Origin of the sequence: Brachymonas sp. J145, from assembly GCF_036312245.1 — a bacterium.
Taxonomy (GTDB): domain Bacteria; phylum Pseudomonadota; class Gammaproteobacteria; order Burkholderiales; family Burkholderiaceae_C; genus Brachymonas; species Brachymonas wangyanguii.
Genome location: NZ_JAZDCI010000010.1, coordinates 1 through 13,414, shown reverse-complemented (window position 1 = coordinate 13,414; position 13,414 = coordinate 1). Strand labels below are relative to the sequence as shown.

The window sequence follows — 13,414 nt, the reverse complement described above, 5'->3', positions numbered from 1 at the left end:
CAAACAGAGAGGAAGTACGCACCATGCAGAATGAACACAACGTCTATCGCCCCTACAGCGCCAGCAGCCGGCTGGGTGGTTGCAGCTGTGGCGAGCATGCCAGCCAGCAGGAGCACGATGCCCTGGCGCAACTGGCCCGCCAGCAGCGCCAGCAGCAGGCGGAAACCCTGTCCAACGACTTTATCGAGTCCGCCGCCGTGCGTGCGCTGTTCCCGCATGAGCCGACACGCCGCAACTTCCTGCGCGCCGTGGGTGCCGGTACCGCCGCTGCCGCCATTGGCAGCCTGCTGCCCTTGCAGGATCTGCAGGCGAAGGCACTGGAATCGAAGGGCAGCCTGGAGAAGAAGGACTTGCGCATCGGTTTCGTGCCGATCACCTGCGCCACGCCGCTGATCATGGCCGGCCCGCTGGGCCTGTACCAGCAGCAGGGCCTGAACGTGCAGCTGCAGAAAACGGCCGGCTGGGCGCTGGTGCGCGACAAGATGCTGAACAATGAGCTGGACGCATCACATTTCCTGTCGCCGATGCCCTTGACGATTTCCATGGGCGTGGGCTCCTCGGCGCAGCCGATGCGCGTGATGGCGATCCAGAACGTGAATGGCCAGGCTATCACGCTGGCGCTCAAGCACAAGGACAAGCGCGATCCGCGTCAGTGGAAGGGCTTCCGCTTTGCGATCCCGTTCGAGTTTTCCATGCACAACTTCCTGCTGCGCTACTACCTGGCAGAGCATGGCCTGGATCCGGATCGTGACGTGCAGATCCGCGTCACGCCGCCAGCAGAAATGATCGCCAACCTGCGTGCCGGCAATATCGACGGCTTCCTCGGTCCCGATCCGTTCAACCAGCGCGCCGTGTACGACCGCGTCGGCTTTATCCACATCCTGACGCGCGAGATCTGGGACGGCCACCCCTGCTGTGCCTTTGGTACCTCGCAGGCCTTTATCGACCAGAACCCGAACACCTTCCTGGCGATGTACCGCGCCATCCTGAACGCGACGGCCATGGCCAACCGCAAGGAGGAGCGCGACAAGATCATCCACGCGATCTCCGGTCCGGGCTATCTCAACCAGCCGCCGATCGTGATCCAGCAGGTACTGCGCGGCCGCTTTGCCGATGGTCTGGGCAAGGTGCAGGACGACCCGAATCGCATCGGTTTCGACGCCTTCCCCTGGGATTCGATGGCGATCTGGATGCTGACCCAGATGAAGCGCTGGGGCTACCTGAAAGGCCAGGTCAACTACCGGCAGATGGCCGAGCAGGTGTTCCTGATGACCGATGCCCGCCGTCTGATGCAGCAGGCCGGTCTGCCGGTGCCGCCGCAGAACCGCATCGGGGCATTCCAGGTCATGGGCAAGGCCTTTGATCCCGGCAAGCCCGAGCAATACCTTGCCAGTTTTCCCATCAAGCGTGCCTGACCGGCCAGAAAGGAGTCTCCCATGAAATCCCTATCCTTGCGACAAAGAGCCGCGGTGCTCTCGGGCATGATCCTGCTGGTGCTGATCGGAATCTGGCACCTGGGAACCCGCCCGGACGTGCAGCAGGCCAACGTAGCCACCATGACGGCCGAAGAGCGCGAATACGCCGTGTTCATGGGCGATCTGCCCGCCGATGCCGATCTTGGCGCACCCGTGCAGAAAAACGACGGCTTTCCCAGCCCGGCCCAGTTCGGCAGCGTGATCCTGCAGAACATGAGCGATCCCTTCTATGACAACGGCCCCAACGACAAGGGTATTGGCGTGCAGCTGGGCTACTCGCTGGGCCGCGTGCTTCTGGGTTACCTGATTGCGGTGGCGGTAGCGATCCCGCTCGGTTTCATGATAGGCATGTCACCGCTGTTGTACCAGGCGCTCAACCCCTTTATCCAGGTGCTCAAGCCGATCTCGCCACTGGCCTGGATGCCGATTGCGCTCTACACCATCAAGAGTGCCAACGTCTCGGCCGTGTTCGTGATCTTCATCTGCTCGATCTGGCCGATGCTGCTCAACACCGCCTTTGGCGTGGCCAATGTCCGCAAGGACTGGCTAAACATGGCGCGCACGCTGGAAGTCAAGCCGCTGCGTGCCGCCATCCAGGTGATCCTGCCCGCCGCCGCGCCGACCATCATCACCGGCATGCGCATCTCCATGGGTATTGCCTGGCTGGTGATCGTGGCAGCCGAAATGCTGATCGGCGGAACCGGACTCGGCTACTTCGTGTGGAACGAGTGGAACAACCTGTCGCTGGCCAACGTGATTTTCGCGGTGCTGCTGATTGGCGTGGTCGGCATGCTGCTGGACCAGATGTTTGCAATGCTTCAAAAGAAGGTGACCTATGTGGAATGATGCTTCAACCCCCTCCGTGGCTGCCGCCCCTGCCGCAGCTGAACGTGGCCAGGACTTCCTGGTGGTCGAGAACCTGAGCAAGCGCTACCGTGCCGACCAGCCGCCGGTGTTCGAGAACGTGAACTTCGGCATCCGCAAGGGCGAGTTCGTCTGCGTGATCGGCCACTCCGGCTGTGGCAAGAGCACCATCCTGAACGTGATGGCCGGCCTGGAAGAAGCCTCCGGTGGCTGCGTATTCATGGACAAGCGCGAAATCGACGGCCCCAGCCTGGATCGCGGCGTGGTGTTCCAGAGCCACGCGCTGCTGCCCTGGCTCACGGTCGAAGGCAACCTGGCATTTGCCGTGCGTTCGCGCCACCCGGAGTGGAGCGCCCAGCAGGTGGCCGAACATAGCGCGCGCTACATCGAGATGGTGGGCCTGAGCGCCGCCGCCAAGAAGAAGCCGACCGAACTGTCCGGCGGCATGAAGCAGCGTGTCGGCATTGCGCGAGCCTTCGCCGTGGCGCCCAAGATGCTGCTGATGGACGAGCCTTTCGGGGCGCTGGACGCGCTGACCCGTGGCGTGATCCAGGACGAGCTGGTGCGCATCTGCGAGGAAACCCACCAGACCGTGTTCATGATCACGCACGATGTGGACGAGGCGATCCTGCTGGCCGACCGCATCTTCCTGATGAGCAATGGCCCGCGCGCACGCGTGGCAGAGATCGTGGTCAACACGCTGCCGCGTGACCGTACCCGCGACAGCATGCACCACGACCCGCAGTACTACCGCATCCGCAACCACTTGCTCGATTTCCTGGTGCGCCGTTCGCACCGCATCCAGCAGGCCAGCAACAGCGCGGCTGCGGAGGTGCAGGACACGGGTGGCACCGTGACGGTCTATCCCGGCCTCGAGGAAGAAGGCGTGGCAGCACCGTCCGCACCTGCGGCGGTCCCGGAGCTGGTCCGGCGCGAACCGATTGCGCTGGCCGGCAAGGCCGCCTGAAATTTTTCAACCGATTCTGATTTTTACCCCCCCCCAAGCGTTTTTTCAAGGAGCACACCATGATTTCCGACCGCACCCAAGTTACTGCCATGATCCTGTCCGCCAAGGTGGCCAAGGGCATCAAGTGGGCCGATGTGGCCAGCCAGGTAGGCATGAGCAAGGAATGGACCACGGCAGGCTGCCTGGGCCAGATGACATTTACCAAGGAACAGGCCGAAACCATTGGCAAGATCTTTGACCTGAGCGATGAGGCCGTGGCCTGGCTGCAGGTAGTGCCGTACAAGGGCGGCCTGCCTACCGCCGTCCCCACCGACGCGCTGCTGTACCGTTTCTACGAAATCATCAGCGTCTACGGCGGCAGCATCAAGGAGCTGATCCACGAGGAATTTGGCGACGGCATCATGAGCGCGATCGACTTTTCCATGGACATCCAGCGCGAAAACGATCCCAAGGGCGACCGCGTGAACATCGTGCTGTCCGGGAAGTTCCTGCCGTACAAGAGCTACTGACCTGATGCGAGTGCCGCAGGCTGACGCGGCACCACCCACCCTGCACGACCTGCCGGAGATACCCGTTCCCGGCACGGCGTGCCTGGCAAGCTGAAACCCCAAGGAGAATTACCATGCATTCCGTCCTGATTTCCCCAGCACAACTGGAATCCCTGTCAGCCAATGGCCCGGTCGTCATCATTGATACCCGGGATGAAAGCGCCTATGCCGCAGGCCATATCCCTGGCGCAGTCAATATCCGCGATATCTTCACCTTTCTTGCCACTTCGGACGAAGCCGGCCTGCAGGAACTGCGCAGCACCCTGTCGGCGAAATTTGGTGCCGCGGGCGTGTCGGGCAAGGAAACTGTGGTGTTCTACGAAGACGCCCTGAACTCCGGCTTTGGCCAATCCTGCCGCGGCTACTTCATGCTCAGCTGGCTGGGTTATCCGGATGTCAAGGTGCTGGATGGCGGCTATCCCGCATGGCAGGCTGCCGGCCTGCCAGTGACAGATGCCGTGAGCCAGCCGCAGCCCGCCAGCTTTCCGCAGTTGCCGGCATCGTCCATCATGCTGACCAAGGAGGATGTGCTGGCGGCGCTTGGCAGCGATGCCGTGTTGCTGGACGTGCGCGATGTGGATGAGTGGATTGGCGACAGCTCCAGCCCCTATGGGCGAGATTTTGCGCCGCGCAAGGGACGCCTGCCGGGTGCCCGCTGGATCGAGTGGTACCGTTTCATGAAGCCCACGGCTCAGGGGCCGGTGCTCAAGAGTGCGGCAGAAGTGGTGGCCGAATGCGCCACGGTCGGCATCCAGCCCACTGATACCATCTACCTGTACTGTTTCAAGGGTGCGCGTGCGTCCAACACCTTCCTGGCGCTGAAGCAGGCTGGCTTTTCGGATGTGCGCATGTATTTTGGCTCCTGGAACGAGTGGTCGCGTGATCCTTCACTGCCGATCGATGAGGGGCTGCTGGCGGAATGCAGGCTGGCTGCCTGAACTTGCCTGTTGCTGCAACGCCATTCCGCACGGAGTGGCGTTGTACCTTGTGCCAGGCTGGAATGCCCAGCAGCCGGTTTCCTTGGGCACAATGGATGCATGGATACCCGCCAACTTCTGCGAGACATGTTCGATGCGGCCGTCGCGGCCGCCCAGCCGGCCTGTTGTGTGCCGCCTTTTCTGCAGCAACTGCCGCCCGGCCGGCTGCTGGTGATCGGTGCCGGCAAGGCATCGGCCGAGATGGCGCAGGTGGTGGAACAGCACTGGGATGGCCCGCTGCAGGGGCTGGTGGTGACCGCCTATGGCCATGCGACCGCCTGCAAGCACATCGAGATCGTCGAAGCAGCCCATCCGGTGCCCGATGCCGCCGGCGAGCAGGCGGCACGCCGCATCATGGCACTGGTGCAGGACCTGACGCCCGAGGATACGGTGCTCTGCCTGATCTCGGGTGGTGGTTCGGCGCTGCTGCCGCTGCCCTTGCCTGGCATCACGCTGGAACACAAGCAGCAGCTGGCACGTGCGCTGCTGCAGTCCGGAGCCAGCATCAGTGAAATCAATACCGTGCGCCGCCACCTGTCGGCGATCAAGGGTGGCCGACTGGCAGCGCAATGCCATCCGGCGCGGCGACTGACACTGCTGATCTCCGACGTGCCGGGCGACCAGCTGGCCGATATCGCCTCTGGCCCGACGGTGGGTGATGCCACGACCTGTGCCGATGCGCTGGAGATCCTGCAGCGTTATGACATCGAGATGCCCGATGCGGTACGCCAGTTGCTGGACAGCGGCGCTGGCGAATCGGTCAAGCCGGACGATGCGCGCCTGCAGGGCAGCACGGCACAACTGGTGGCTACGCCGCAACTGGCGCTGCAGGCCGCGGCGCGGGTGGCAGAGGCTGCGGGTGTGACGCCGTATATCCTCGGCGACAGCATCGAAGGCGAGTCGCGCGAGGTCGGCAAGGTGCTGGCCGGCCTGACGCAGCAGGTGCTGCTGCATGGCCAACCGTTCCAGCCGCCTTGTGTGCTGCTGTCAGGTGGCGAAACCACGGTCACGGTGCGTGGCCAGGGCCGGGGCGGGCGCAATGTGGAATACCTGCTCTCGCTCGGCCTGAGCCTGCGCGGTGCTGCCCGCGTCTGGGCGCTGGCCGCCGATACCGATGGCGTCGATGGCCTGGAGCCGATTGCCGGCGCGATCCTGACGCCGGACACGCTGGAACGCGCCTGGGCGCAAGGCCTGTCGCCAGTGCAATCGCTGCAGGATAACGATGGCCACGGCTTTTTCGGCGCGCTGGACGATGCCGTCATCACTGGCCCTACGCGCACCAACGTCAATGATTTCCGCGCCATCCTGATCCTGCCCGAGTGAGGAGGTGCCCGCACCGTCCTTGCCGGTCATCAGGCCAAGGCGATGCTGGCAAAATGGATCCACGCAGCATGTGCTGCCAAGATTCCTGATACCGATTGCCATGTTATTTGTCCTGTCTCCCGCCAAGGCGCTGGATTACGAAAGTCCGCTGCCCACCTCCAAGCACACCGATCCGCTGTTCCCGAAAGACTCTGCCGAGCTGATTGGCGTGCTGCGCGATTACTCGCCGCAGCAGGTCGCCGAACTGATGAGCCTGAGTGACAAGCTGGCCACGCTGAACGTGGCACGCTACGAGGCTTGGGAGCCGGTGGCGACTACTGAAAACGCGCGTCAGGCCGTGCTCGCCTTCAACGGCGATGTCTACGAAGGCCTGCAGGCGGCTTCGCTCAAGCCGGCGCAGCTGGATTGGCTGCAGCAACACCTGTGCATCCTGAGCGGCCTGTACGGCGTTCTGCGTCCGCTGGATCTGATGCAGCCGTATCGGCTGGAAATGGGCACGCGCCTGCAGAACCCGCGCGGCAGCAACCTGTACCAGTTCTGGGGCACGCAGATTGCGGATTACCTGAACCAGCGCTTCGAGGAGCAGGGCGCGGCCGAGCCGATTCTGGTGAATCTGGCCTCGCAGGAGTACTTCAAGGCAGTCGATCGCAAGGCGCTGAAGGCGCGCGTGGTCGAATGCGTGTTCGAGGACTTCAAGGGCGGCAAGTACAAGATCATCAGCTTCAACGCCAAGCGCGCGCGTGGCCAGATGATGCGCTTTGCCGTGGAGCAGGGCGTGGACAGCGTGCAGGGCCTGATGCAGTTTGCCGCCGACGATTACGCCTATGCGCCTGTGGCCTCCGACGCCGATCGCCTGGTGTTCCGTCGCAACCGGGAGGCCTGAGTCATGACGCTGCAACCCGAGCAGTCACAGCTCGGCAAGGCCACGACCTATGCCAGCGAGTACGACCCCAGCCTGCTGTTTCCGCTGCCGCGGGCGCCCAAGCGCGAGGAAATCGGCATCCGTGAACCGCTGCCCTTCATGGGCATGGATTTCTGGACCGGCTATGAACTGAGCTGGCTGAACCTGCGCGGCAAGCCGCAGGTGGCGATCCTGCAGGTGCAGGTGCCGTGCGAAACGCCGAACATCATCGAGAGCAAGTCCTTCAAGCTCTACCTGAACAGCTTCAACAACACGCGCTTTGCCAGTGTCGAAGAAGTGCGCCAGCGCATTTTTGCCGATGTCAACGAGACGGTCTGGCGCGGCGCCGATCACGTCATGGCCAGCATCGGCGTCAAGATCATCGCCGCCGACCTGTTCGAGCAGGAGAAGGTGGTGGAACTGGCCGGCCTGAGCCTGGACCGGCTCGATGCCGAATGCACGCACTACGAGCCGGCTCCGGAGTTGCTGGTAACTTTCCCGGAAGATGGCACGGTGACCGAGACGCTGAGCAGCCGCCTGCTCAAGAGCAACTGCCTGGTCACTGGCCAGCCCGACTGGGGCAGCGTGCAGATCCAGTACACCGGCCCGCAGATCAGCCACGAGGGCCTGTTGCGCTACATTGTGAGTTTTCGCAACCACAATGAATTCCACGAACAGTGCGTGGAGCGCATGTTTGCCGATATCTGGCAACGCTGCCAGCCGGTCAAGCTCAGCATCCAGGCGCGCTACACGCGGCGCGGTGGTCTGGACATCAATCCGTTCCGCACCAGCCACCCCTGCGTCATGCCGCTGCAGCAGCGCACGGCGCGGCAGTGACGCTGAAATGTCGCCCGGATACCACTTGGAATGCAAATTTTCAGGGTTAGTACGTAACATGCGGCTTTTCGACCCTGCCTACATCCTGTAACCCCGTGGCATACTGCACTTGAATGGGGCATGTCGTGCGCGGCGTGTCCTGCCCACCGATCAAGGAGACAAAGTGCAGATTGGAGTTCCACTGGAAACGGTTGCTGGTGAATCCCGCGTAGCGGCGACGCCGGAAACCGTCAAGAAGCTCGTGGGTCAAGGCCACACGTTGCTGGTGCAGCACGGTGCCGGACTGCGAGCCGGCATTACCGATGCCCAATTCGAAGCCGCTGGTGCCAACCTGACCGATGCCGCTACGGCGCTCGGCAGCGAGATGGTGCTGAAAGTGCGCTCCCCGCAAGCCGAAGAGCTGGCGCAGATGCGCTCCGGCGCCGTGCTGGTCGGCATGCTGGATCCGTTCGATGCCGAAGGGCTGCAACGCCTGGCCGCTGCCGGCCTGACCTCCTTCGCACTGGAAGCCGCACCGCGTACCACCCGCGCGCAAAGCATGGACGTGCTGTCCAGCCAGGCCAACATTGCCGGCTACAAGGCCGTGATGCTGGCGGCCGAGCACTATCCACGCTTCTTCCCCATGCTGATGACCGCTGCCGGTACCGTCAAGGCCGCCCGCGTGGTGATTCTGGGCGTGGGCGTGGCCGGCCTGCAGGCGATTGCCACCGCCAAGCGCCTCGGCGCCGTGATCGAGGCCTCCGACGTGCGCCCGAGCGTGAAGGAGCAGGTCGAATCGCTGGGTGCCAAGTTCATTGACGTACCCTACGAAACCGATGAAGAGCGCGAAGCCGCCGAAGGCGTGGGCGGTTATGCCCGTCCCATGCCGCAGAGCTGGCTGGATCGCCAGAAGGCCGAAGTGGCCAAGCGCGTGGCGGCTGCCGATGTGGTGATCACCACTGCGCTGATCCCGGGCCGTGCCGCGCCCACGCTGGTGACGGCCGAGATGGTGCAGTCCATGCGCCAGGGCTCCGTCATCGTGGACATGGCGGCCGGCAAGGGCCCGCAAGGCCATGATGGCAACACGCCGCTGACGCAGGCTGACCAGGTGGTGCAGGCCGATGGCGTGACCATCGTGGGCCATACCAATCTGGCGGCACGCGTGGGTGCCGATGCCAGTGCGCTCTATGCGCGCAACGTGCTGGACTTCCTCAAGCTGGTGCTGCCGGCCGAGAAGGGCCTGACCATCGACATGGAAGACGACATCGTGGCGGCCTGCCTGATGACGCAAAACGGCGAAACCAGGAGGAAGTGAAATGGAACTCGTCTCTCCCACCGTCATCAACCTGATCATTTTCGTGCTGGCCATTTATGTGGGCTATCACGTGGTCTGGAACGTGACCCCGGCACTGCACACCCCCCTGATGGCGGTGACCAATGCCATTTCCGCCATCGTGATTGTCGGCGCCATGATGGCTGCCGCCCTGACCGAAGGTTCCCTGGCCAAGATCATGGGCGTGCTGGCGGTGGCGCTGGCTGCCGTGAACGTGTTTGGTGGTTTCCTGGTAACGCGACGCATGCTGGAAATGTTCAAGAAGAAAGAGCGCAAGCCCAAGCAGGGAGGTGAAGCATGAGTCTCAACCTCGTAACCCTGTTGTATCTGGTGGCCAGTATCTGTTTCATTCAGGCACTGAAAGGCCTCAGCCATCCCACCACCTCGATTCGCGGCAACCTGTTCGGCATGATCGGCATGGCGATTGCCGTGCTCACCACGGCGGCCCTGATCGTGAAACTGGCGGCTTCGCCGATCGGCCTGGGCTGGGTGCTGCTGGGCCTGGTCGTGGGTGGCGGTGTTGGTACCATCATGGCGCAACGCGTCGAGATGACCAAGATGCCGGAACTGGTCGCCTTCATGCACAGCATGATCGGTCTGGCGGCGGTGTTCATCGCCGTGGCCGTGGTGACCGAGCCCTGGGCCTTTGGCCTGACGGCGCATCCGGCCAATGGCGTGCGTGAAGCGATTCCGCTGGGCAACCGCCTGGAGCTGTTCCTGGGTGCCGCCATTGGTGCGATCACCTTCAGCGGCTCGGTGATTGCCTTCGGCAAGCTGAGCGGCAAGTACAAGTTCCGCCTGTTCCAGGGCAAGCCGGTGGTGTTCCAGGGCCAGCAGATGCTGAACCTGGCACTGGGCCTGCTGACGATCGGCCTGGGTCTGGTCTATGCCTTTACCGAGAACTGGACGGCGTTCTACATCATGCTGGCACTGTCCTTCGTGATGGGTGTGCTGCTGATCATCCCGATTGGCGGTGCCGACATGCCGGTGGTGGTGTCGATGCTGAACAGCTATTCCGGCTGGGCCGCAGCAGGCATCGGTTTCAGCCTGAACAACTCCATGCTGATCATTGCCGGTTCGCTGGTGGGTTCGTCCGGTGCCATTCTGAGCTACATCATGTGCAAGGCGATGAACCGTTCGTTCTTCAGCGTGATTCTGGGTGGCTTTGGAGGTGAAGCCGGCACGGCAACCGGCGGCGAGCAGGAGCAGCGCAGCGTCAAGAGCGGCAGCGCCGACGATGCCGCCTACATGATGTCCAACGCCGACAGCGTGATCATCGTGCCCGGCTACGGCCTGGCCGTGGCCCGTGCCCAGCACGCCGTGAACGAGCTGGCGCAGAAGCTGACCGACATGGGCGTGACCGTGCGCTACGCCATCCACCCGGTGGCAGGCCGCATGCCCGGTCACATGAACGTGCTGCTGGCCGAGGCCGAAGTGCCGTACGACCAGGTGTTCGAGATGGAAGACATCAACGGCGAATTCCCGCAGACCGATGTGGCCATCATCCTGGGCGCCAACGACGTGGTGAACCCCGCAGCACTGGAAAAGGGCAGCCCGATCTACGGCATGCCGATCCTGGAAGCCTACAAGGCGCGCACCGTGATCGTAAACAAGCGTTCCATGGCATCGGGTTATGCCGGCCTGGACAACGAACTGTTCTACATGGACAAGACCATGATGGTGTTTGGCGACGCCAAGAAGGTGGTGGAGGACATGATCAAGGCGCTGGATTGATCCGGGGCTTTGGGTGACGGGGCTTGGGCTTCGTCACTTTCATCCACGAGGAGGGCGATGCCGGGAGGTGTCGCCCTTTTTTTGCGGTTTGCCGGCGTGGCTGCGAAGCAGGAGTAGATATGACAAAGGCGATACCCGGTAGGGGTATCGCCTTTGCTGGCATGAGCTTGCTGGTCTGATTACTTGCTGACCATTGCCCGGCGCATGATGCGGCCAGCTGCCTCATGGGTAATGCCGCCAGCCAGCGTCCCATAGTGCGATCCCCAGTGGCCGCTCGTACCAGGGGCCCGGGTAGCGAGGAACAGATCGGAGACTTCGGTGCTGCTGTAACGCATCAGTTCGGCTCCCTGTAGCACACGAGCCAGTGCTTCAGTCATCGGGCGGGCCAGGAATTCGTCGTCAAGCGCAGCACGCATCAGTTGATCGGTATGCTGCACCAAGGCATCAAAGCGGGCGTCCTGGCCAGCCAATGGGCGTACTTCATCCAGAACGGCCTCGATGGTACGCGGGTCGCGCATCATGGCGCGGCGGACGTCCATGCACATCATGTTGGCGGTGCCTTCCCAGACGCTGTTTAGCGGGGATTCGCGGAATACGCGTGCTATCGGGTTCTCTTCGATAAAACCGTTGCCACCGTGGCATTGCAGTGCCTCGTTGGCAATGGAGGGTGCACGTGAGCAGTTGAAGAACTTGGCGGCTGGCGTGGAGACGCGTGCCAGCAGTTTTTCTTGTTCATCGCTATCCATCAGGTCGGTAGCGCGAGCAATGCGCAGGCTCATGAGTGTGGCTGCTTCTACTTCCACGGCCATGTCGGCCAGCACATTGGTCATCATCGGGCGTTCGGCAATGCTGCTGCCAAAGGCGTTGCGGGTGCTGGTATGACGCAGTGCCAGTGTCAGCGCCTGGCGCATCAAGCCGGCCGAACCGACGGCAAAATCCAGCCGTGTCAGGTGAGCATGCGACAGGATTTCGCGGATACCGCGACCTTCCTCGCCGACGCGGATCGCCATCGATCCAGCGTATTCGATCTCGCTGGAGGCGTTGGACTTGTTGCCAGCCTTGTCCTTCAGGCGCTGGATGAAAAAGCGGTTGAAGCTGCCGTCGGGCAGGGTGCGCGGCAGGAAGAAACAGGTGACCTCGCCATCGACCTTGGCCAGTGAACCGCCCCGGATTTTGAGGAGGCCGATTGGTTTAAGTTGACACCTCTTCCAAGGTGTTGCTGGCGGCGAGTTGCCTCCAGTAGTGTGCCTCAGCTTCTGCCGGAGGAATACCCCCAATCGGCGTGAGCACTCGGACGTGGTTGAACCAATGCACCCATTGCAGGGTGGCCAGTTCCACGGATTCCCTGGTCTTCCAGGGGCCCCGGCGGTGAATCAGCTCGGCCTTGTACAGCCCGTTGACGGTCTCGGCCAGCGCGTTGTCGTAGCTGTCGCCACGGCTGCCTACGGACGGCTGGATGCCCGCCTGGTCCAGACGCTCGGTGTAGCGGATGCTGACGTACTGACTGCCCCTGTCGCTGTGGTGCGTCAAGGCATGGGCCGCCGGCTGGCGTTCGTACAAGGCTTGCTCCAGCGCATCGAGCACAAAATCCGTGTGCATGCTGCGGCTGACCCGCCAGCCCACGATGCGCCGGGCGTACACGTCAATGACAAAGGCGACATACAGCCAGCCCTGCCAGGTCGAAACGTACGTGAAATCCGACACCCACAACTCGTTGGGGCGGCTGGCCTTGAACTGGCGTTTGACGTGGTCCAGCGGACACGGTGCTGACGTATCCGGCATCGTCGTGCGCACCGTCTTGCCACGGCGCACTCCTTGCAATCCCATCTCGCGCATCAGTCGCTCGACAGTACAGCGCGCCACCCGGATGCCTTCGCGATTGAGCTGCAGCCAGACCTTGTCGGCGCCATAGACCTGCCAGTTGGCATGCCACACGCGCTGGACATCTGCCTTCAAATGGTCGTCACGCTGCGCACGCGCACTGCGCAGTTGCGGGTTGCGCTGGCGAGCAGCATGGCGCCAGTAGCACGAAGGGGCCATCTGCAGCACCCGGCAGATGGGCTCGACCCCGTAATCATCGCGATGGCGATCGATGTAGGCCTTCACGACTTGAGCCGGCGGTCGAGCTCCGCCTGGGCAAAAAACGCGCTGGCCGTCTTCAGGATGTCATTGGCCCGGCGCAGTTCCTTGACCTCGCGTTCCAGCTCCTTGATCCGCTGCGCATCTGCTGTGGTGGTGCCGGCACGCAGGCCAGCGTCGATCTCGGCTTTCTTGACCCATTCAAGCAAGGTATAGGGTACGCAGCCGATCTTGGGGGCAATCGACTCGACCGCCGCCCACAGTGAAGCGTAGTCGGCTCGGTGCTCCTGCACCATGCGAACGGCGCGCTGGCGAACTTCCGGGGAAAACTTGTTGGACTTGTTCATGGCTCCATCTTCTCAAGAGTTGAGCTCTCCTCAAAATCCGGGGCGGTTCA

At 62.9% G+C, this 13,414-nt stretch carries 13 protein-coding genes and 1 other annotated feature; of the genes, 11 read left to right on the top strand and 2 right to left on the bottom strand.

Going from position 1 to position 13,414, the window contains the following annotated elements; genetic code table 11:
- The first annotated feature begins 23 nt into the window (after window positions 1-23).
- The 11 genes from V1261_RS09235 (at window position 24) to V1261_RS09185 (ending at window position 10,938) form a co-directional block, all read left to right on the top strand.
- Window positions 24-1,415, top strand: coding sequence for a CmpA/NrtA family ABC transporter substrate-binding protein (locus V1261_RS09235; protein ID WP_329771446.1), 1,392 nt, complete (start codon window positions 24-26; stop codon window positions 1,413-1,415).
- Between the two features lie 21 nt (window positions 1,416-1,436).
- A complete protein-coding gene (gene ntrB, locus V1261_RS09230; RefSeq protein WP_329771445.1) occupies window positions 1,437-2,321 on the top strand; it encodes a nitrate ABC transporter permease in 885 nt (294 codons plus the stop codon).
- Window positions 2,311-3,306, top strand: coding sequence for an ABC transporter ATP-binding protein (locus tag V1261_RS09225; RefSeq protein WP_329771444.1), 996 nt, complete (start codon window positions 2,311-2,313; stop codon window positions 3,304-3,306). The genes ntrB and V1261_RS09225 overlap by 11 nt, the downstream gene beginning before the upstream one ends.
- Window positions 3,307-3,365: 59 nt before the next feature.
- The gene (gene cynS, locus V1261_RS09220) at window positions 3,366-3,815 is read left to right on the top strand and encodes a cyanase (RefSeq protein ID WP_329771443.1); all 450 of its coding nucleotides are present in this window, start codon (window positions 3,366-3,368) and stop codon (window positions 3,813-3,815) included.
- Between the two features lie 113 nt (window positions 3,816-3,928).
- The gene (locus tag V1261_RS09215; protein WP_329771441.1) at window positions 3,929-4,792 is read left to right on the top strand and encodes a sulfurtransferase; all 864 of its coding nucleotides are present in this window, start codon (window positions 3,929-3,931) and stop codon (window positions 4,790-4,792) included.
- A gap of 99 nt (window positions 4,793-4,891) precedes the next feature.
- Complete coding sequence (locus V1261_RS09210) at window positions 4,892-6,154, top strand: glycerate kinase type-2 family protein (RefSeq protein WP_329771440.1); 1,263 nt, start codon at window positions 4,892-4,894, stop codon at window positions 6,152-6,154.
- A gap of 100 nt (window positions 6,155-6,254) precedes the next feature.
- Window positions 6,255-7,037, top strand: a complete 783-nt coding sequence (gene yaaA, locus V1261_RS09205; protein WP_329771439.1) for a peroxide stress protein YaaA — start codon at window positions 6,255-6,257, stop codon at window positions 7,035-7,037.
- Window positions 7,038-7,040: 3 nt separating this feature from the next.
- Window positions 7,041-7,892 carry an NADPH-dependent 7-cyano-7-deazaguanine reductase QueF gene (queF, locus tag V1261_RS09200; RefSeq protein ID WP_329771438.1) on the top strand — a complete coding sequence of 284 codons (852 nt, stop codon included), beginning with the start codon at window positions 7,041-7,043 and terminating at the stop codon, window positions 7,890-7,892.
- 163 nt (window positions 7,893-8,055) lie between these two features.
- Entirely contained in the window at window positions 8,056-9,186 is a 1,131-nt protein-coding gene (locus tag V1261_RS09195) for a Re/Si-specific NAD(P)(+) transhydrogenase subunit alpha (protein ID WP_329771437.1), read from the top strand.
- Window position 9,187: 1 nt separating this feature from the next.
- The gene (locus V1261_RS09190; RefSeq protein WP_018715278.1) at window positions 9,188-9,505 is read left to right on the top strand and encodes an NAD(P) transhydrogenase subunit alpha part 2; all 318 of its coding nucleotides are present in this window, start codon (window positions 9,188-9,190) and stop codon (window positions 9,503-9,505) included.
- Window positions 9,502-10,938: an NAD(P)(+) transhydrogenase (Re/Si-specific) subunit beta gene (locus V1261_RS09185; RefSeq protein ID WP_329771436.1), complete on the top strand. Its 1,437-nt coding sequence runs from the start codon at window positions 9,502-9,504 to the stop codon at window positions 10,936-10,938. The genes V1261_RS09190 and V1261_RS09185 overlap by 4 nt, the downstream gene beginning before the upstream one ends.
- A 179-nt stretch (window positions 10,939-11,117) precedes the next feature.
- Here the strand turns inward: V1261_RS09185 and V1261_RS09180 are convergent, their stop codons facing one another.
- A complete protein-coding gene (locus tag V1261_RS09180; protein WP_329771435.1) occupies window positions 11,118-12,215 on the bottom strand; it encodes an acyl-CoA dehydrogenase family protein in 1,098 nt (365 codons plus the stop codon).
- Window positions 12,130-13,364, bottom strand: a protein-coding gene (locus tag V1261_RS09175) for an IS3 family transposase (protein WP_329771434.1) whose coding sequence is annotated in 2 segments (ribosomal slippage) — window positions 12,130-13,082 and window positions 13,082-13,364 — 1,236 coding nt in all. Because the reading frame shifts where the segments join, the coding sequence is not laid out codon by codon here. Before V1261_RS09175 ends, V1261_RS09180 begins: the two co-directional genes overlap by 86 nt.
- Window positions 12,970-13,086, bottom strand: a sequence feature (AL1L pseudoknot). It overlaps the preceding gene by 117 nt.
- Window positions 13,365-13,414: the final 50 nt, after the last annotated feature.

What these genes read in the sequence shown, in the direction of transcription:
- V1261_RS09185 (WP_329771436.1), top strand. Translation starts at nt 9,502, where the DNA reads ATGAGTCTCAACCTCGTAACCCTGTTGTATCTGGTGGCCAGTATCTGT.
- V1261_RS09210 (WP_329771440.1), top strand. Translation starts at nt 4,892, where the DNA reads ATGGATACCCGCCAACTTCTGCGAGACATGTTCGATGCGGCCGTCGCG.
- ntrB (WP_329771445.1), top strand. Translation starts at nt 1,437, where the DNA reads ATGAAATCCCTATCCTTGCGACAAAGAGCCGCGGTGCTCTCGGGCATG.
- V1261_RS09190 (WP_018715278.1), top strand. Translation starts at nt 9,188, where the DNA reads ATGGAACTCGTCTCTCCCACCGTCATCAACCTGATCATTTTCGTGCTG.
- cynS (WP_329771443.1), top strand. Translation starts at nt 3,366, where the DNA reads ATGATTTCCGACCGCACCCAAGTTACTGCCATGATCCTGTCCGCCAAG.
- V1261_RS09215 (WP_329771441.1), top strand. Translation starts at nt 3,929, where the DNA reads ATGCATTCCGTCCTGATTTCCCCAGCACAACTGGAATCCCTGTCAGCC.
- yaaA (WP_329771439.1), top strand. Translation starts at nt 6,255, where the DNA reads ATGTTATTTGTCCTGTCTCCCGCCAAGGCGCTGGATTACGAAAGTCCG.
- queF (WP_329771438.1), top strand. Translation starts at nt 7,041, where the DNA reads ATGACGCTGCAACCCGAGCAGTCACAGCTCGGCAAGGCCACGACCTAT.
- V1261_RS09225 (WP_329771444.1), top strand. Translation starts at nt 2,311, where the DNA reads ATGTGGAATGATGCTTCAACCCCCTCCGTGGCTGCCGCCCCTGCCGCA.
- V1261_RS09235 (WP_329771446.1), top strand. Translation starts at nt 24, where the DNA reads ATGCAGAATGAACACAACGTCTATCGCCCCTACAGCGCCAGCAGCCGG.